18 protein-coding genes and 1 pseudogene are annotated in these 17,946 nt (G+C 63.5%); 10 read left to right on the top strand and 9 right to left on the bottom strand.

Annotated features, from left to right (window positions below):
* Positions 1-110: 110 nt before the first annotated feature.
* The 6 genes from ACTGJ9_RS34995 to ACTGJ9_RS34970 all read left to right on the top strand — a co-directional run bounded on the left by ACTGJ9_RS34995 (position 111) and on the right by ACTGJ9_RS34970 (position 4,948).
* Positions 111-722, top strand: coding sequence for a DUF1285 domain-containing protein (locus tag ACTGJ9_RS34995; protein ID WP_456674757.1), 612 nt, complete (start codon positions 111-113; stop codon positions 720-722).
* Between the two features lie 41 nt (positions 723-763).
* Positions 764-1,399, top strand: coding sequence for a CoA pyrophosphatase (locus ACTGJ9_RS34990; RefSeq protein ID WP_456678723.1), 636 nt, complete (start codon positions 764-766; stop codon positions 1,397-1,399).
* On the top strand, positions 1,396-1,659 hold the full coding sequence (locus tag ACTGJ9_RS34985; protein WP_027529215.1) for a DUF6111 family protein: 264 nt from the start codon (positions 1,396-1,398) through the stop codon (positions 1,657-1,659). Before ACTGJ9_RS34990 ends, ACTGJ9_RS34985 begins: the two co-directional genes overlap by 4 nt.
* A gap of 10 nt (positions 1,660-1,669) precedes the next feature.
* Positions 1,670-2,950 (top strand): CCA tRNA nucleotidyltransferase, encoded by a 1,281-nt coding sequence (locus tag ACTGJ9_RS34980; RefSeq protein ID WP_456674756.1) that lies wholly within the window; start codon positions 1,670-1,672, stop codon positions 2,948-2,950.
* Positions 2,947-3,717 (top strand): TSUP family transporter, encoded by a 771-nt coding sequence (locus ACTGJ9_RS34975; protein ID WP_456674755.1) that lies wholly within the window; start codon positions 2,947-2,949, stop codon positions 3,715-3,717. Before ACTGJ9_RS34980 ends, ACTGJ9_RS34975 begins: the two co-directional genes overlap by 4 nt.
* Positions 3,718-3,874: 157 nt before the next feature.
* The gene (locus tag ACTGJ9_RS34970) at positions 3,875-4,948 is read left to right on the top strand and encodes a TauD/TfdA family dioxygenase (RefSeq protein WP_456674754.1); all 1,074 of its coding nucleotides are present in this window, start codon (positions 3,875-3,877) and stop codon (positions 4,946-4,948) included.
* A 539-nt stretch (positions 4,949-5,487) separates the two neighbouring features.
* Here the strand turns inward: ACTGJ9_RS34970 and ACTGJ9_RS34965 are convergent.
* The 7 genes from ACTGJ9_RS34965 to ACTGJ9_RS34935 all read right to left on the bottom strand — a co-directional run bounded on the left by ACTGJ9_RS34965 (position 5,488) and on the right by ACTGJ9_RS34935 (position 12,781).
* Positions 5,488-5,706 (bottom strand): DUF3551 domain-containing protein, encoded by a 219-nt coding sequence (locus ACTGJ9_RS34965; RefSeq protein WP_456678722.1) that lies wholly within the window; start codon positions 5,704-5,706, stop codon positions 5,488-5,490.
* Between the two features lie 707 nt (positions 5,707-6,413).
* Positions 6,414-9,599 (bottom strand): efflux RND transporter permease subunit, encoded by a 3,186-nt coding sequence (locus ACTGJ9_RS34960; protein ID WP_456674753.1) that lies wholly within the window; start codon positions 9,597-9,599, stop codon positions 6,414-6,416.
* Positions 9,596-11,002, bottom strand: a complete 1,407-nt coding sequence (locus ACTGJ9_RS34955; RefSeq protein WP_456674752.1) for an efflux RND transporter periplasmic adaptor subunit — start codon at positions 11,000-11,002, stop codon at positions 9,596-9,598. Before ACTGJ9_RS34955 ends, ACTGJ9_RS34960 begins: the two co-directional genes overlap by 4 nt.
* On the bottom strand, positions 10,999-11,406 hold the full coding sequence (locus ACTGJ9_RS34950) for a FixH family protein (protein ID WP_456674751.1): 408 nt from the start codon (positions 11,404-11,406) through the stop codon (positions 10,999-11,001). Before ACTGJ9_RS34950 ends, ACTGJ9_RS34955 begins: the two co-directional genes overlap by 4 nt.
* Positions 11,407-11,502: 96 nt before the next feature.
* Positions 11,503-11,850, bottom strand: a complete 348-nt coding sequence (locus tag ACTGJ9_RS34945) for a hypothetical protein (protein WP_456674750.1) — start codon at positions 11,848-11,850, stop codon at positions 11,503-11,505.
* A gap of 77 nt (positions 11,851-11,927) precedes the next feature.
* Positions 11,928-12,143, bottom strand: a complete 216-nt coding sequence (locus tag ACTGJ9_RS34940) for a GDCCVxC domain-containing (seleno)protein (protein WP_456674749.1) — start codon at positions 12,141-12,143, stop codon at positions 11,928-11,930.
* Positions 12,122-12,781: a class I SAM-dependent methyltransferase gene (locus tag ACTGJ9_RS34935; RefSeq protein ID WP_456674748.1), complete on the bottom strand. Its 660-nt coding sequence runs from the start codon at positions 12,779-12,781 to the stop codon at positions 12,122-12,124. Before ACTGJ9_RS34935 ends, ACTGJ9_RS34940 begins: the two co-directional genes overlap by 22 nt.
* 35 nt (positions 12,782-12,816) lie before the next feature.
* Between ACTGJ9_RS34935 and ACTGJ9_RS34930 the strand changes: the two genes are divergently transcribed.
* The 3 genes from ACTGJ9_RS34930 (at position 12,817) to ACTGJ9_RS34920 (ending at position 15,307) form a co-directional block, all read left to right on the top strand.
* Positions 12,817-13,170, top strand: a complete 354-nt coding sequence (locus tag ACTGJ9_RS34930; RefSeq protein ID WP_456674747.1) for a hypothetical protein — start codon at positions 12,817-12,819, stop codon at positions 13,168-13,170.
* A 96-nt stretch (positions 13,171-13,266) separates the two neighbouring features.
* Positions 13,267-14,346 carry a phosphatase PAP2 family protein gene (locus ACTGJ9_RS34925; RefSeq protein ID WP_456674746.1) on the top strand — a complete coding sequence of 360 codons (1,080 nt, stop codon included), beginning with the start codon at positions 13,267-13,269 and terminating at the stop codon, positions 14,344-14,346.
* A gap of 94 nt (positions 14,347-14,440) precedes the next feature.
* The gene (locus ACTGJ9_RS34920; RefSeq protein WP_456674745.1) at positions 14,441-15,307 is read left to right on the top strand and encodes a L,D-transpeptidase; all 867 of its coding nucleotides are present in this window, start codon (positions 14,441-14,443) and stop codon (positions 15,305-15,307) included.
* 377 nt (positions 15,308-15,684) lie between these two features.
* On the opposite strand, the gene ACTGJ9_RS34915 is transcribed toward ACTGJ9_RS34920, so the two are convergent.
* A complete protein-coding gene (locus ACTGJ9_RS34915; protein ID WP_456674744.1) occupies positions 15,685-16,446 on the bottom strand; it encodes a spermidine synthase in 762 nt (253 codons plus the stop codon).
* Positions 16,416-16,928 (bottom strand): DUF1254 domain-containing protein, encoded by a 513-nt coding sequence (locus ACTGJ9_RS34910; protein WP_456674743.1) that lies wholly within the window; start codon positions 16,926-16,928, stop codon positions 16,416-16,418. The genes ACTGJ9_RS34915 and ACTGJ9_RS34910 overlap by 31 nt, the downstream gene beginning before the upstream one ends.
* Positions 16,929-17,083: 155 nt before the next feature.
* Here ACTGJ9_RS34910 and ACTGJ9_RS34905 point away from each other — a divergent pair.
* Positions 17,084-17,919 (top strand): annotated as a pseudogene (locus tag ACTGJ9_RS34905) (formylglycine-generating enzyme family protein); the annotation flags it as partial.
* Positions 17,920-17,946 lie beyond the last annotated feature (27 nt).

Below are 17,946 nucleotides of genomic sequence, written 5' to 3'. Positions count from 1 at the left end.
GGACTAATGCGGGATGGAACCGCGCACCGATCTACAACGTAGATTTACAAATCAGACCTGCACCAATCGTGCCAAATGACATACGCGAAATGACAAAGTCAGGGCAAACCATGGCGAACCAAGGGCAGAGCGCCGATCGCGGTCTTGAGGGGCTGACTGCCGCTGCCAAAACTGCTGCCAATGCCGAAGGTGCCAAAAAGGGCCTGCCTCCGGTGCATCTGTGGAATCCGTCGTTTTGCGGCGATCTCGACATCCGAATCGCGTCCGATGGTACTTGGTTCTACATGGGCACGCCAATCGGGCGTCACGCGCTGGTCCGCCTGTTCTCGACTATCCTGAAGCGCGAGGGCGACAAGCATTTCCTCGTCACGCCTGTGGAGAAGGTCGGTATCCGCGTCGACGACGCGCCGTTCATGGCGGTCGAGATGCAAAAGAGAAGCGAGGACAACCATCCCGTGCTGAGCTTCCGCACCAATGTCGACGACTGGATCACCTGCGATGCCGCGCACCGGCTGCGCTTCGAGCAGGCGAAGGACGGCGGGTTGACGCCCTACCTGCATGTCCGCGCCGATCTCTGGGCCAAGGTCACCCGCGCGCTCTATTACGATCTGGTTGACATGGGCGAGGAGCGGATGGTCGATGGCCAATTGATGTTCGGCGTCGAGTCGGCCCGCGAATTCTTCGCCATGGCGGACGCGGAGCAGGTGAGGGCCGCGCTTTGAACAAGCCTGTCTCCAAAAGCGAGAAGAGCGAGCCCGTCGCGATCAGTGCGGCGGATTTCTTCGCCCGCTCCAGGGCGAAGCTCGGCTTCGACGTTCCGCCGGGCCTGTTTGATCCGAACATCATTCCGGCCTCCGGCGATCCCGGCACCGACAAGATGCTCGAGATCGTCGCGCGCGAGCAGCCGGTGCGTCCCGCAGCGGTCCTGATTGCGGTGGTCGACCATCCCGAGCCGACCATCCTGCTGACGCAGCGCTCGGCGCATCTCAACGACCACGCCGGCCAGATCGCCTTTCCCGGCGGCAAGATCGACGCGACCGATTCCTCGCCGCTGGACGCCGCGTTGCGCGAGGCCGAGGAGGAGGTCGGGCTGCCGCGCGATTTCGTCGACCCGATCGGCTATCTCGATCTCTATGGCACCGCGTTCGGCTTCCGCATCCTGCCGACGGTCGCCAGGGTGCGGCCGGGCTTTCAGCTCACGATTAACCATTCCGAGGTTGATGACGCATTCGAGGTGCCGCTGTCCTTCCTGATGAATCCGGCGAACCACCAGGTGCACAGCAAGGAATTCCGCGGGCTGGAGCGGTTTTACTATGCGATGCCGTTTGCAGAGCGCTACATCTGGGGTGCGACGGCCGGGATGCTGCGTGTGCTGTATGAGCGGATCTACTCGTCATGATCCGGCCGGTTCTGACCGAGATCGGAATCTTCCTCATTCCCTTTGCCGTCTATGCGCTGTTCCTGGCCGCCACGCGATCGGGCCTGTTCGTGCAATCGTCGTGGCCGATCACCGTCGTCGCGCGCCTCATCCTGGTGGCGCTGGTGCTTGTCATCGCGGGGTTGATCGGGCTGGCGCATTTCTCCGGCGCCGCACCGAACTCGACCTACGTTCCCGCCCATGTCGTGAACGGCAAGCTCGTGCCGGGCACGGAAAAATAGGGACCGGACGATGAGCGCGGAGCCGATTGTCGAGCCGATTGTTGAACCGATTCTTGCCGATGCGCCCTGGCTGACCTCGGGCGGGACCGCGCGCGTCTTGCAATTGCTCAATGCGGATGGCGAGGAGGCGCGCGTGGTCGGCGGCACCGTCCGCAACGCGCTGCTCGGCCTGCCGCCGGGCGATATGGACATCGCGACCACGGCGCGCCCCGAGGAGGTGGTGCGGCGCGCGAAGGCTGCCGGTATCAAGAGCGTGCCGACCGGCATCGACCACGGCACCGTCACGCTGGTCATCGACAGCGTGCCTTACGAAGTCACGACGCTGCGCGAGGATACCGAAACTTTCGGCCGCAAGGCCAAGGTCGCCTTTGGCCGCGACTGGGTGAAGGACGCCGAGCGGCGCGACTTCACCATGAATGGTCTGTCGGTCGACGCCAACGGCGTCGTCCACGACTATGTCGGCGGCATCGCGGATGCCAGGGCGCGGCGCGTGCGCTTCATCGGCGACCCCGACCAGCGCATCGCCGAAGACTATTTGCGCATCCTGCGCTTCTTCCGCATCCATGCCGCGTTCGGCGCCGGCGAGCCCGACCGCGACGGCTATCTCGCCTGCATCCGCGGGCGCGCGGGCCTTGCGGCCCTGTCGGCCGAGCGCGTGCGCATGGAGATGCTGAAATTGCTGGTGGCGGGTGGCGCATCCGCAGCCACGCTTGCGATGGCCGATGCCGGATTGCTGCAGGCGCTGATCGGCGGTGTCGCCTACACCGGTCCGCTGTCGGCGATGATCGCGATTGAGCGCGAACTTGGCCTGCCGGCGAGCGTAACGCGCCGTCTCGCTGCGCTGACGGTGGCCGTCACCGAAGACGCCAAGCGTGTCGCCGCGCGTTTGAGGCTCTCCAATGCCGAGGCCAAAGCGCTGGACTCGATGGGGCATCGCTGGTGGCGCTTCGCCACCAAGAACGAGGCCACTGCGCGCCGGCTCCTCTATCGGCTGGGGCCCGAGCGTTATCACGACCGTGTGTTGCTGGGCTGGGCGAGGGCGGGCGGCGACGTGACGTCGCCGCGTTGGCGCGATCTCGCGGAGCTGCCACAGCGCTGGACAGCGCCGAAATTCCCGCTGCGCGCCGCCGACTTCATCGCGCGCGGCATGGCGGAAGGGCCCGCGCTCGGACATGTGTTGACATTGGCCGAGGACGCTTGGCTTGCGGCGGATTTTCCACTAGAGGAAACCGCACTCGCTTTCATCGCCGATCAAGCTGCGGCACGCATCAGCCGCGACGAGAGAACGTGACCATCGTCTCAGGCTTCGCCGACATCTCGATGTTGCAGCTGCTGCTGGTCGCGTTGATGGCGCTGTTTGCCTCGGTCATCGGTGGTCTCGCCGGTTACGGCACCGGCGCGCTGATGCCGCTGGTGTTGGTGCCGCTGGTCGGCGCCGAGCCGGTGGTGCCGATCATCGCGATCTCCGCGCTCTTCACCAATTCCAGCCGTGCGGTCGCCTATCTCCGCTATGCCGACCGCCGCCGCGCGCTGATCGTGCTGGCCTGCGCGGCGCTGACGACCGCGCTCGGCGCCTACGGCTACTCGCGCCTCACCAATGTCGGAGCTGCGCTCGTGATCGGCGCCATGCTGATCCTGAGCGTGCCGCTGCGGCGCGCGCTCCGCCGCCGCCAGGTCAAGATCGGCGACACCGGTCTCGCCGCGGGATCGGTCGGCTACGGCGCGCTGGTCGGTGGCACGTCGGGCTCCGGCGTGATCCTGCTCTCGCTCTTGATGACCGCGGGCCTCGAAGGCGCCGCCGTGATCGCGACCGATGCGATGATCTCGCTCGGCACCGGTCTGATCAAGATTTCGGTGTTCGGCCTCGCCGGCGTCGTGACCGCGCAGGTGCTCGCCTTCGCGCTTCTGATCGGCGGCATCGCCATCCCCGGCGCGTTCCTGGCAAAGGCCTTCGTCGAGCGGATGCCGGTGCACATCCACACCGCGATCCTCGATGTCGCCGTGATCACCGGCGGGTTGGTCATGATCTCGGCGGCGGCGAGGCAACTCGTCGCGTAGCAACGCTCGCTGATGAACCATTCGAGGAGCAACTCCGACCAAAAGAGCGTGCTCAGCTCCGAGCATCCGGCTCCGCCAAGTTGCAAACAATTGCTCGGCACAATATCGTTGACGGTCTGACGCCCTGTCTAACGACCCATCCTCTGGAGCCATCAACATGAACGTGGTCTCAGCGCGCAGCGGGATCAATCGCCCTCCAGGCAGGATCGACATCCCGTCGGCCTGGCTGGGCGCTGAGATGAAGGCCAATCCCGATCGATGGCTGATATCGCTTGCGGCCAGCGAGATCACGGAGCTTGAGAACGCGGCTGAATCCTATCTTAGCCGGGGCAAAGAGATCGCCGGGATCACCAGGGACAGCTTTCCGCTTCCCCGCTTCGGCGCGCATCTGGAAGGGCTCAAGACGAGGCTGCTTTCTGGCCTTGGCTTTGAAGTGATCCGCGGCCTCCCGGTGGCAAATTACAGCCAGAAGTTCGCCGCCACGATCTTTTGCGGGGTGGGCGCGCATTTGGGATCGGCGCGGTCCCAGAATGCGGCGGGGCACATTCTCGGTCACGTCCGCGACACCGGCGCCGATGCCAGCGATCCGAACACCCGGATTTATCAAACGTCGGAACGGCAAACCTTCCACACGGATTCCTGCGACGTGGTTGGATTGCTATGCATTCGCGAAGCCATGGAGGGCGGCGCTTCCCTCCTCGTCAGTACGACGACCATCTACAACGAAATGTTCGACAGACGCCCTGATCTTGCCGCGCTCCTGTTTGATCCCATCGCGACGGACCGGCGCGGCGAGGTGCCGGAGAATGAAAAGCCGTATCTTGAAATCCCGGTGCTGAATTGGCACGCGGGATTCCTGACCGGGTTCTATCAGCGCCAGTATATCGACAGTGCGCAGCGTTTTGCCGATGCGCCGAGACTGACGCCGGCTCACGTCGAGGCGCTCGATTTCTTTGACGCGCTCGCAAATGACTCCGCACTGCATTTCGGCATGCGGCTTCAGCCGGGCGACATGCAGTTCGTCTACAACCATGCTTTGCTGCATGACCGGACCGGATTTCGTGATTGGCCCAATGCGAGCCAAAAACGTCATTTGCTGCGCCTTTGGCTCAGCATGGAAAAGGACCGGCCGCTGCCCGATTGCTTCAGGCAACGCTATGGCTCGATCGAGATCGGCAACCGTGGTGGCATTATCACCAAAGGTACCAGTCTGAACGTGCCGCTGGATTGACGGTCGAAGCCAGACGGCGTCGCTCGAGCGTCATTTATGGGCTGAACAGGCTGTGGAGAAAGTGTTCCTTTTCGCCAGGGGCATAACCCTGACAAGCGCCGTAATACGCTTCTGGTTGGTCACAGGAGGAGGTGGACCGGGATCTCGGCGGGCGGCCGAGGGGGCGCGTACGCAAAGCTCGAGGCGGAGCCTGGTGCGAACGTGCCCTGATTGAGCGAACCACAGCGTGCCGGTGGGCGTGGTGCGCCGGCGCCGCGTTCGCAACACCGCACAGAGCGATCAAAACGCTCAAAGCCAAAATGGAACGCATCGCCTTCTTCTCCAGCTGTCCCCGGCTCCTTAGTTAAGGCTCGGCGGCAGAGCCCCAACCGGTGTCGGCTTCACGGCTGGTCACATCCCCGGCATCAAGGACGCGCCTTGGGGCGAGCGATCGTGCGATTTGGCAAAGCTCGCTCGTCGACCTCGCAGGGCTGGTTGTCGGCGTATGACCCGCCGGTCCCGATGCGACGTCGTGTTTGGCCGAGATCCGGCGATCTCAGCTATTGCGCCGTTCCGCGCCTCCGCGGCGGAGCCGACTGCTGCTTGAACCTCACGCGCGGGTTTACATCGCAATAGGTGTTCCACCGCCCAAATGCCGAGGCCAGGCACTGTTCTCGCGTCGAATACATGCACTCGCCGGAAGCGCCGAGCTGCTCGCCAAAGACGCACCAGGGGTAGTCAGCCTCAGCGTGCGCTGCGGGAGCAAGTCCCGCCACCATCAAGACAACCAGCGCGGCGATTCGCATGAGATCCTCCAGCATGTCAGCCGAACGGCGGTCGCCGATCGCTGACTTTGGCTAACGAGTTGTTGCCCCCTCGGCAAGCACCAATCCGTCGTTGCGCGACATCGTTCCTGACGAATTTCGGGAAGCTTATCGTCAGCTTTTAGGAACGCCAACATGCAACTTCGGTTGACCGGCACGCTCAACCTCAAACGGAGTTGCAAAATGCGAAAGACAATTTTCTCGGTGGCCGTGTGCGCCTTGCTTGCCGGTGCCTCGATCGGTTTCGCCCACGCGCAGGCGGGCGGCGGTGCAGGTGGAGGGGCGGGTGGCGCTGGAGGAGCGGGCGCAGGTGCCGGCGCTGGAGCAGGTGGCGCTGGCGTGGGGGGAGCCGGGTCCGTGGGATCGGCTGGCGGCACGAGCGGCATGGGCGGCGGCGCTGGCGGTAGCAGTGCCGGGGCCGGATCCAGTGGGTCCGCCGGCAGCGGCCAGGGCGGCCCCCAGACACTTCGTCCCGGCAGGAGCAACGATCCCACCGGTCGCTGACATCCATGCCTCGTGCCCTGACAAGAAAAAGGAGGCTGCCGAGCCCCGCTCGGCAGCTTCTTTCCTACGATGGCGTCTTGCCGGGCCAGTTGTGATGCGCGGCAGCAGCACGCGCGGCGCGGTCTCCCATCATGCCGGCCGGCATGATCGCCGGAACCTCATTGAGCTGGCTCCGCAACAGGTTCGAGACGTTTGATCCGCTTGCGTAGCTGCGACGGAGGCCGATGGTCGCCGTGCGGCAATCCGAAGCCCTTCACTAGCCCGAAGATCGCCGGGATCACGATCAGCGTCAGCAGCGTGGAGGAGATCATCCCGCCGATCATCGGCACCGCGATGCGCTGCATGATCTCCGAGCCGGTCCCGGTGCTCCACATGATCGGCAGCAGCCCCGCCATGATCGCGACCACCGTCATCATCTTGGGACGGACGCGCTCCACCGCGCCTTCCATGACGGCGTCGTAAAGGTCGCCGCGGGTAAGCGCCCGGCCTTCCATGTCGCACTCGAACCTGATTTCCGCCAGCGCCTGGTTGAGATAGATCAGCATGACGACGCCGGTTTCGGCGGCGACGCCCGCGAGCGCGATAAAGCCGACCGCCACGGCCACCGAGAGGTTGAAGCCCAGCCACCACATCAGCCACAGCCCACCGACGAGCGCGAACGGGAGCGAGAGCATGACGATCATCGTCTCGGTCATAGATCGGAAGTTCAGGTACAGCAGCAGGAAGATGATGAGCAGAGTCACGGGAATGACGATCTTCAGCCGCGCGGTGGCCCGCTCCAGGTATTCGTACTGGCCGCTCCACATGACGTAGTAACCGGGCGGGAAGTGAATGCTGGCCTGCACGGCAGTTTTCGCGTCGGCGACGTAGCCGCCGAGGTCGCGGTCGCGAATGTCGACGTAGATGTAGGTCGCGAGCTGGCCGTTCTCGGTCCGGATCGAGGTCGGCCCGCGTGCCGGCGCGACTTTCGCGACCTCGCCGAGCGGCACCGCGCCGCCGGCGGGCATCGGCACCAGCACGTCGTTGGCGATGGCCTGTGGGTTGTCACGCAGATCGCGCGGATAGCGCATGTTGACGGTGAAGCGCTGCCGGCCTTCGACCGTCGTGGTCACCGTCTGTCCGCCGAGCGCCGTCGCGATCGTATCCTGCACGTCTTGAATCATGATGCCGTAGCGAGCCATCGCAGTCCGGTCCGGCGTGATTTCCAGATAGTAGCCGCCGATGCCGCGCTCGGCATACGCAGAGGAGGTGCCCGGCACCGCCTTGAGGACCTGCTCGATCTCCTTGGCGAGCCTGTCGATCTCGACCAGATCGGTGCCGATGACCTTGACGCCGATCGGAGTCCGGATGCCCGTCGACAGCATGTCGATGCGCGCCTTGATCGGCATGGTCCAGGCATTCGAAACGCCCGGAAACTGCAGCGCCTTGTCCATCTCGGCGATCAGACCGTCGATGGTCATGCCGGGCCGCCACTCCTCCTTCGGTTTGAGGTTGACGATTGTCTCGAACATCTCGGACGGGGCCGGGTCGGTGGCGGTCGCGGCGCGCCCCGCCTTGCCGTAGACCGAGGCGACTTCCGGAAACGACCGGATGATCCGGTCCTGGACCTGCATCAGTTCGCCCGCCTTCGTCACGGAGATGCCCGGCAGCGTTGTCGGCATGTAGAGCAGCGTGCCTTCGTTGAGGTTCGGCATGAACTCCGTGCCGAGCTGTCGGGCGGGCCAGATGCTCACCGCGAGGGCCGCCAGCGCGAGCACGATCACCAGAATCTTTGCCCGCATCACGCCCTTGATCACCGGGCGGTAGATCCAGATCAGGAACCGGTTGATCGGGTTCCTGTGCTCCGGAACGATCCGCCCGCGCACGAAGATCACCATCAGGGCCGGCACCAGCGTCACCGACAGCAGCGCGGCGGCCGCCATCGAGAACGTCTTGGTGAACGCCAGCGGGCTGAACAGCCGGCCCTCCTGCGATTCCAGCGTGAAGATCGGCATGAACGAGACCGTGATGATCAGCAGGCTGAAGAACAGCGCCGGCCCCACCTCTGAAGCTGCAGCAATTAGGACGTCGATCCGGGATTTGCCCGGTTCGGCGCGTTCGAGATGCTTGTGCGCGTTCTCGATCATGACGATGGCCGCGTCCACCATGGCGCCGATCGCGATCGCGATCCCTCCGAGGCTCATGATATTGGAGCCGAGGCCCAGCAGCTTCATGGCGCCGAACGCCATCAAGACGCCGACCGGCAGCATCAGGATGGCGACCAGCGCGCTACGGACGTGCAGCAGGAATACGATGCAGACCAGCGCGACCACCACGCTTTCCTCGAACAGCGTGTGCTTGAGGGTGTCGATGGCCGCATAGATCAGGTTGGAGCGGTCGTAAACCGGCACGATTTCGACGGATTTCGGCAGGCTCGAGGCGATCTCCTGGAAGCGCTTCTTGACGTTCTGGATGACCTCCAGCGCGTTGAGACCGAAGCGCTGCAGCACGATGCCGCCGGCGACCTCGCCCTCGCCGTTCAGCTCTGTGATGCCTCGCCGTTCGTCGGGGCCGAGTTCGACCCGTGCGACGTCGCGCAGCAGCACGGGCGTGCCGTTGTTCGTCTTCAGCACGATGTCGCCGAGGTCGTTGATCGATTTGATGTAGCCCTTGCCGCGGATGACGTACTCGAACTCGGACAATTCGACCGTCCGGCCGCCCACATCGGCATTGCTGGCGCGGATGGCATCGCGCATCTTCTGCATGGTGATGCCCCGGTCGCGCATCCGCTGCGGATCGAGGATCACGTTGTACTGCTTGACGAAGCCGCCGACGCTGGCGACTTCCGCGACGCCCTCGGCCTTGGCGAGGGCGAACTTCAGATTCCAGTCCTGGATCGTGCGCGTGTCGGCGAGGTTCAGTTCCTTGGACATCACGGCGTACTGGTAGACCCAGCCGACGCCGGTCGCGTCGGGACCGATCGTGGGTGTCACGCCGGCCGGCAGGCGTGCGCTCGCGCCGTTGAGGAATTCCAGCACGCGCGAGCGCGCCCAGTAGATGTCGGTGCCGTCCTCGAAGATGACGTAGACGAAAGAGACGCCGAAGAACGAAAAGCCGCGGACAACTTTCGATTTCGGCACGGTCAGCATGGCCGTCGTCAGCGGATAGGTGACCTGGTCCTCGATCACCTGCGGTGCCTGGCCGGGGTACTCGGTGTAGACGATGACCTGGGTGTCCGAGAGATCCGGGATCGCATCGAGCGGCAGATGCAGAAGCGCATAGAGCCCCGCAGCGGCGGCGAAGCCGGTCCCGAACAGCACCAGCAGCAGGTTGCGGGCGGACCAGCCGATGAGACGGGCGATCATTGCTGCGCTCCCTCCGCGAAGCCCTTCAGTGCGGCCTTCAGGTTGCTTTCGGCATCGATCAGAAAGTTCGCCGAGACCACCACGGCGTCGCCCTCCGCCAGGCCCTGCCTGATCTCCACGAAGCCGCCGCCGCGATTGCCGAGCTTGACCTCGCGCGGCTCCAGCCGACCCTGCCCCTTGTCGACGAAAACGGCCTGCCGGCTGCCCGTGTCCATCACGGCGCTCTCGGGCACGCTGAGAACGGCCTCACCGCTGCCGGTGTCGATCTCGGCGTCGACGTACATGTCGTGCAGCAGGATCAGATCCGGATTCTGCAACTCGACACGGACGCGCGCCGTTCGCGTCTCCTTGTTGATCTCCGGGTAGATGACCTGAACTTTTCCGCTGAAATCACGTCCGGGAAAGCTCCGTGCCTTCACCGTGACTGGCTGTCCCGTGGAGATCAGGCCCAGATCGCGTTCGGCGACGTCGATCAGAGCCCAGACGACGGAGTGGTCGGCGATCCGAAACAGGACGCCGCCCGGCTGCACGCGCATGCCCTCGATGGCATTACGCTCCAGCACGATGCCGTCGCGCGGCGAAGTCCACTCAATCGAGGTCGGCACAGTTCGGCTCTTCTCGATGGCCGCAATCGCAGCATCCGGCACGTCCAGGTTCATCAGGCGCTGCCGGGAGCCGCGTCCATACTGAACATCGCCGCTGGTCGTCTTCGAGGTGAGGGTGGTGAGGTACTCGGCCGCCGCCGAGGAAACCGACGGGCTGTAGACCTCCATCAGAGGTTGGCCCTTGACCACATGCGAACCCGTCGTGACGTCTGCGACCTTGAGGATGAAGCTCTCCGAGCGCATGGCGATCACCGAGATTCGCCGCTCGTCCAGCGCGATGGTTCCCGGCGCTCTCACGATGGTCCGGATCACCCGCCTCGCTGCGGGCTCCGACTTGACGCCGGTCCGCTGGATCTTGCCGGGCGACAGCTTGACGGATCCGTCGTCGCTGTCGTCGCCCTCATAGACCGGGATGTAGTTCATCCCCATCGAATCCTTCTTCGGTGTCGGGGAGGTGTCCGGCAGGCCCATGGGATTCCGGTAATATTTGATCTTCCGCTCGCCGCCGGCGGTTGCCTCCGGCGGCGCGGCTGCCGTCTGCTCGCCCTCGAAGTTGATGTCGGCGCCAGCGGGCACGGGGCGATAGTCCCGGCCGTCGGGAGTCTTTTTCGGCAGAAGCGAGTACGACGGCTTGCCGTCCGGATCCCTGTAGTAAATCGGGGCGGCGCCGCTCTGCTCTGCCGCGGCGGGGCCGATCACGACCGCTCGCGCCGCCGGCCGCTGCGGGCCGGCGACGAATGCGATGCCAGCCGCCGCGATCAACGCGGCGGCCAGGCTTGCAGCGGGGGCGCGGGTCATTTCTGCGCCGTGATGACGAGCTTGTTTTCGACGGTGCCGGTCTCGCCCTGAACCTTGGCGCCCAGAGAGAGCTGCCAGCGTCCCGCCATGCTCAAGGTCGCCTTGAAGCGGTAGGTGCCCGGCTCGGTCCCCGGCATGGCCGTGAGCTTGGTCGCCATTTCCTGCATGCCATCCGGAGCCATGTCCAAACGGCTGGCGAAGATCACGGCATCCGGTATCGGCCTGCCGGTTTTCGTGTTCACGAGCCTGACGGTGATGACCTTGTCAGGCCCGGTCTGGACCGACTGGTCGACGAGCTCGAACTTGTAATCCTTGATGTCGGCCAATGCGGCTGTGCTTGTGCCGGCGACAGCGGCAGCGATCAGCGCCGCCCGAACGGCGCGCGCGAAGGTGAAAGGCTTCATTTTTTCGGTGTCCTCGATGTCCTGGAATCCGCCGCCGAGGCGGCGTGCGTCATCCGCACGCGCGAGCGCACGGACACAATCGGCGTCAAGCGCCGTTCAGGCCAGGGTTCGAGGGGGCTGCTCGGGCGGTGGACGGTCGAGGTCGTCACCGGGCACGTCGTCCGTGACGAGATGAGCGGTACGGATCGCGTACCGCAGCGGGAGGGCGGCGGCCATGGACGGTCCAGCCTGCGCCGTCTTCAGAATGCACATTGCCACGAGCGGGCAGTCCTGACAGTCCGTGCTCTTTTGCTGGTCGGGGCAGCAGGGCATGTCGGTCGACATCGACATGTCGCTCATGCCGTCCGCGCGAACTTGCGCGGCAGCTGCCGGCGCCGTCAAGGGCGCCAACACCAAGCCGAGGGTCACAAAGACCGCGAACGCGATTTTGAGCAGTCGCCGCATGCCGCGACCATCCCACGGACGGCGGAACTATGGAAGCCCGCCGGGTTCACATGTTCGCCAGCCCAACCTGCCGGACTTCAACCGCAGCACGCCCCGCCGTCCGCATCTCCGGATTGGACCGGCGGACACGGGACCGACCCGTAGCTGCAGAACACGCAGCAGTCGCCGGCCTTCGGCTTCAATCGGATCCCGCAGGCGTTGCAGTCGTAGAAGAACTGGCAGGCATCCCGGGGCATTAGTTCCAGGCTGCTGTAGCCGCAATGGGGGCATGTCAGGGTCGATTCGAGCTGCAAGCGCGATCCCCTCCCTGAGGACTGAACCAGAAGCTACTGAACTGGAACATCTGCAAGGCCCCCGAGGGCGTCCGATGCTCCTCCAAGCTGTGCGAATCTAGGCGGAAATCGGGACCGAGCACGGCGGCCAGACTGTCACCGTCATAGCGCTGCACCGGAAGTCCGCTGCACCGTTCGGGGCCATTCAGCGCAAATGTGCCGATGATGACTTTTCCGCCACCGCGAAGGGCCGACTTGAGCCGCGCGACGTACTCTTGCCTTTCTTGCGCTCCTGTCAAAAAGTGAAACGCGGCCCGATCATGCCAGATGTCGTACTGCTCGGAAGGCTGCCAGGTCGTCACGTCCGCTGCGATCCAGGTGACCTCTTCCGATCGGGGACCAATCCGCTCTCGCGATGCAGAGAGTGCAGCCTCCGACAAATCCAGGACGGTCAGCTTGCGATATCCCGCGTTCAGCAATTCGTCTACAAGACGGGACGCGCCGCCACCGATGTCGATGATGGCAGTCTCCGGATCCGCACCGCAACGTGCGATCAACTCAAGCGATTTTGAGGGCTTTTCCTGAAACCAGCTGACTTCCTTCTCGCCTTTCGTGATGTAGACATTTTGCCAATGCGCCTCACGATCCACGGCTGACATGCCGGTCCTCCTCCAGCTTCCTCCGGTTGCGCAGTATGGGTATTCCGATTCTCGACAACAAGAACTCCGCGGCGGCTTCGGTATTCGAGGCAGGAGCCCTGCTTCGCGAAGCAAGACGACAGAAGCAACTCGAGTTCAAGTCCGTACCGGACGTTTGCGCGCTCGATCCTGACGGCGACATCGTTCGCAGACTGAAGCGGGATGGACGGGCTCGACGTGCGGAGGATTGGCCATGCCACCACACGGACCTCTATACGTTTGACCTCAATGGCGGCAGGCGGGTCGGTATCGCCGGGCGGAACTACGGTGATGGTGCATTCAATTCGGCCAAACCAATTCATTGGAACGCTGCCAGCAACATTTGGAAACGAAGTTTTCACCAACAATAACGATAGCACCCGTCATGAGATGCAACCGGACCGCGCGAGAGCTAAACTTCCGGGAGTACTGTTCGAAACTGCACGTGCGATGGAATGGGAATGGGAATGTTCGGTGCGCCGCCTTTTGCGACAGCAAATTGTGCTGTCGAGGAGGAGCGGCGCTTGGTCGGTCGCACGGAACGACGCATTGCGACCAGGCTGCAATTGGTCAACTGGAGTCTTGTGGCTGGATGGGCGCTGGCGCTCTGCGTCGGGCTCGCCGTGACAACCTTCACGCTGGACGGTTTGATGACGACGGAGGCCGTCACAGCGCCGGCTCTGGCGGTTGCCGGGTTGTGGCTCATGCGGCGGGGCTGGGGCGAGCGGCCGGCGTTCACCATGCTCGCATTTGCGCAGATGGGTTTTGTCGCGATCTGCGCGGGCCCGCTGTCGTATATCGGCCTGGGCGCCGCGATGCCGCTGCAGGACGCGAGATTTGCCGAGCTTGACCGATTGCTCGGCCTGGATTGGCCTGCATATTTCCATTTTGCGATGGCCCGTCCGGAATTGCTGGTCTACGCCAAGTTCTTTTACGCAATGATCATCGTGCCGGCCTTTGGCGTTCCGGTCGTACTGGGGCTGACGGGGCAATTCATCCGTCTGCAGCAGTTCGTGATGGCGTCGACATTGACTTTGTGCGTGGTGATCGTCGTTTCCTCCCTGCTTCCGGCGATCGGCACCTATTTCGAGTTCGGACTGCCCTTCGACACCGAGCTGTTCAACGCGAACGGATATGGAGGACAGGCGCACGACATACCGATGCTGCGCGATGGCACGTTGCGAGCTCTCAACCTCCTCAAGCTCGGCGGCATCCTCACCTTCCCGAGCTTGCACGCCGCCACGGCGCTTCTCACCATCTGGAGCCTATGGAGCATCTGGTGGCTGCGTCCCGCCTTGCTGATGCTGAATGCGGGAATGCTCGTCGCCACTCCGCTGGTCGGGGGGCATTACTTCGTGGATGTGATCGCTGGCGTGTCGGTGGCTGCGCTGACGATCCAGACGTCGAAAGGCCTGACGGCGGTCGTCGTTGCAAGTCCGCTGGCGGTCTTGGCGCAGCCGAAATCCGCGACACCGGGTCGGCTGGCCGCCCTTGCATTCGGACCGGGACTGTCAAGTTTTGTTCGATCGAACAAGGGTTGGCGTTAACGGCGCTTAACCATTCCAGTCTGAGCGGCATCGCTTGGAAGTTTGTTAAAATTTGCTGGGTACGTCTTCCAGGCAGTGATCTGGGGGAAAAGATATGCGTAAGCGGGCCAAACGTGGAAAGGCAGAGACGCTCGCGCTCCCAATGGTCGGGAGAGTTGCAATCGGCGCTGTGTCCGTCGCCGCACTGGGGTACGGTTTGCTGTCTCGCCCGGCGAGCGTGCAACCGACGCGAAAGTCCCCCGCGCACCAGGCCCTGGCGTCGTCAACTCCGGTTTACGTGTCAACGCCAGCTCATGCATCGGCGCCGGCTCCGGCTCCGGCTGCCATGTCTGTCCCGGTGCCTTCGGTCGAAACACCAAAAGCCGCTGACGTTCCCGGAGCGTTTGTCCGGCAGGTGGTCGACTACGCCAGCCACCAGACGCCGGGCACCGTGATCATCGATACCAAGAACACATTCCTTTATCTCGTTCTGAACGACACCCAGGCACTGCGCTACGGCATCGGCGTCGGCCGCGAAGGTTTCACATGGTCCGGTGAACAGACTGTCGCTCGCAAGACAGAATGGCCGGATTGGCGTCCGCCTGCAGAGATGCTTGTGCGTCAGCCTTATCTGCCGCGGTTCATGGCAGGCGGTCCCGGCAACCCGCTCGGCGCCCGGGCGATGTATCTGGGCGAGACCGAATATAGAATTCACGGCACCAACAAGCCCGATACGATCGGGAGGCGGGTTTCGTCCGGCTGTATCCGGCTGACCAATGAGGACGTCGTGGACCTCTATGACCGCGTGAAAGTCGGAGCGAAAGTGATCGTGCTTCCGGCAACCGCCGCCCGTCGGCCATCCCGGGAGGCGCCGCCCGACGCCGCATTCCGGTCGCCGGACCCGGCATCCCGGTCGAACCGGCCTTCGGCAACCAACGCGCAGATGCTGTCACCTGGACCTGAGATCGCCGAGGCGCAGTAGTTCAATCCTCGGTCCTCGGTCTGCAACCCGAGGACAAGGAGGCAATTCAGGTCGTCGCTTTCAAGGCAGCTCATGGGGCCCTTCGCAGAACAAGGGCGGAGCGGTTGCAATGTCGGCTATTGTGAAGGTTTTCGGATGCCGGCTCCGTGCCCGCGGCGTCACCTTCATGGGGCCGGCATCCGAAAACCTTCACAATAGAATTCCATTCGTCATGACAACGAGCACCAAGATCGGTGGCTCAAATGACTGAACCTGCGGCCGCACAGTATCAATACGGTAGCTCTGATAAAAGCACGTTGGCCGATGTTGTTGCCAATGTTGCCGATGCCAGGGCACCAGAGGTCTCGATCTGGCGGCTCCTAACACCGACGGCTAAGTCACTTCAAGCCGAGAAAGTAGCGCCACTCCGTGCCCATATTGTCGTCGGTAACGAGCGTTTGGCCGGTGGTAGCCTTCAGAAGCTGAGGACATGGTTCAATCGTGGGGCCATCTTGACCGAAGTCGGCCATCAGTGCGTCGAGCCGAGCGCGGTCAGTGTCATCGGAAGCAAACTCGGGTTTGCCGTCAATGCTGTAAGTTTCCAGCGTTCGTCGCCAGCGAGCATGATCCCAGACAATCGGGGTCTGCGACAGCACCATGTGGTTCAAGAACCGGGCCCCGTAGGGAAATGCGATGCAGCCGGTGCGCTGCGCGCGCCGCGAATCGGTGGTGCTGTAGAAGACAATTCCACCGGGCTCCAGGTGTTGCTGCACAAGGCCCAGGAATTCCGACGAAAGCAGATTTGTGGCGTTGGCACGGAAATGCCACGTCGTGTTGGAGACCACCACGTCGAAATGCGCGTCGGGATGATTGCGGAGCCAACGGCGTCCGTCATCCTCAACAATTCTGATCTTGGGATTGTTCAAGATCGACCTCACGTTGTCGTGCTTTGCGATCAACTCAAGATATCCGCGCTTGATTTCGACGACAGTGAGCGATTCCACGTCGGGATTGTTGGCAATGACCTGGGCCCATGAACCGGAGGAGAGACCGATCATCAGAACCCGTCGTGGTGCGGGGTGGAAGAGACTCAGCGCATAGGGGCGGATGATGCCATTGCGATCGGACTTTAGGTCTGTGTTGAAGCGGCCGTCGTACATGCCGTTGCCGTAGACGGTGCCGTCGTTGTCGACGGTGATGATACCGCTATGATTCTCAACAATTCCCGGGAAGTCGTGGTCAGCGATCGTCTATCCACTCCGGTTCTTCCAATGACGTAGACCTGCCGTGTCGGCGAATTGATCTGCACCATTTCGGGCGGCAACGTTCCCTTCCAACCGGGGCCGACGATGGCGAACGTGCCGCCCTTTGCGCCGTACAGGCGCCGGGCGTGCCCCATCTGATTCACGGGCGCCTGCCCATTGTCATAAGGTTTGTCGGCATCAGTCTGGCTTCGAAGACCAAGTTGCATCAGCACGGGCGCCAAGCCGTAAAACACCGCGTCCATACCGATCGCGTAAGCGATGTTCTCATCGGCCTGGTCGCTCGCCACCGCATCTTGAGCGTACGTCTTCGGTGCGATCACAGCGGAAATCGTGAGGCCCAACGTTAACGCCACCATCCTGACTGCCGAGCGATTCATATTGCCTCTCCCGTGAGGTGGAATTGCATCGAGATACACGAAGCCATCTGACACGCCTAAGCTGCAGCGTCCCCTGCAGGTTCCAGCAAAGGCACGATGTCGAACTGTGACGTTCAATCCAGCGTCGGCCGGGGAACTCCGATCGGACAGATGACATGGTCCGGATCCCCGGCGGCACTTTCCGCATGGGCTCCGACAGGCACTATCGCGAAGAGGCGCCGGTGCACCGCGTCGCGGTGGACGATTTCCTGATCGACCGCACGCCGGTCACCAACCGGCAGTTCAAGGAATTTGTCCAAGCGACCGGCCACGTTACCTTCGCCGAGATTCCGCCCGATCCAAAAGACTACCCGGGCGCGCTTCCGCACATGCTTTATGCCGGCTCGCTGGTGTTCACCCCGCCGTCCCACGCCGTCGACCTGCGCAATTGGAGCCAATGGTGGAGCTTCAAGAAGGGCGCAAACTGGCGGCATCCTTACGGTCCCGACAGCGACATCGATGGCCTCGACGATCACCCGGTTGTGCATGTCGCATTCAACGATGCGCTCGCCTACGCGGAATGGGCCGGCAAGGATCTGCCGAGCGAGGCCAAATGGGAGTTCGCGGCGCGCGGCGGGCTGGACGGCGCCGAGTACGCCTGGGGGATGAGTTCACCCCGGGCGGTAAGCACATGGCCAACACCTGGCAGGGCGAGTTCCCGCGGCACAATCTCAACGAGGACGGCTTTTCGCGCACCTCGCCGGTGACCGCGTTTCCGCCGAACGGCTACGGCGTCCACGACATGATCGGCAATGTCTGGGAATGGACGACCGACTGGTTTTCGCAGCACGAGGCGGACGCGCCGAAGGCTTGTTGCATTCCGGAAAATCCGCGCGGCGGGCGCGAGGAGAGCAGCTTCGATCCTCGTCAGCCGCAGATCAAAATTCCCCGCAAGGTCATCAAGGGCGGCTCGCATCTGTGCGCGCCGAACTACTGCCGGCGCTATCGCCCGGCCGCGCGTCATGCCGAGGCCGTAGAT

The organism is Bradyrhizobium sp. RDM12 (assembly GCF_051917485.1).
In the GTDB taxonomy this organism is placed as follows: Bacteria; Pseudomonadota; Alphaproteobacteria; order Rhizobiales; family Xanthobacteraceae; genus Bradyrhizobium.
This window is presented reverse-complemented; position numbering and strand designations above follow the sequence as displayed.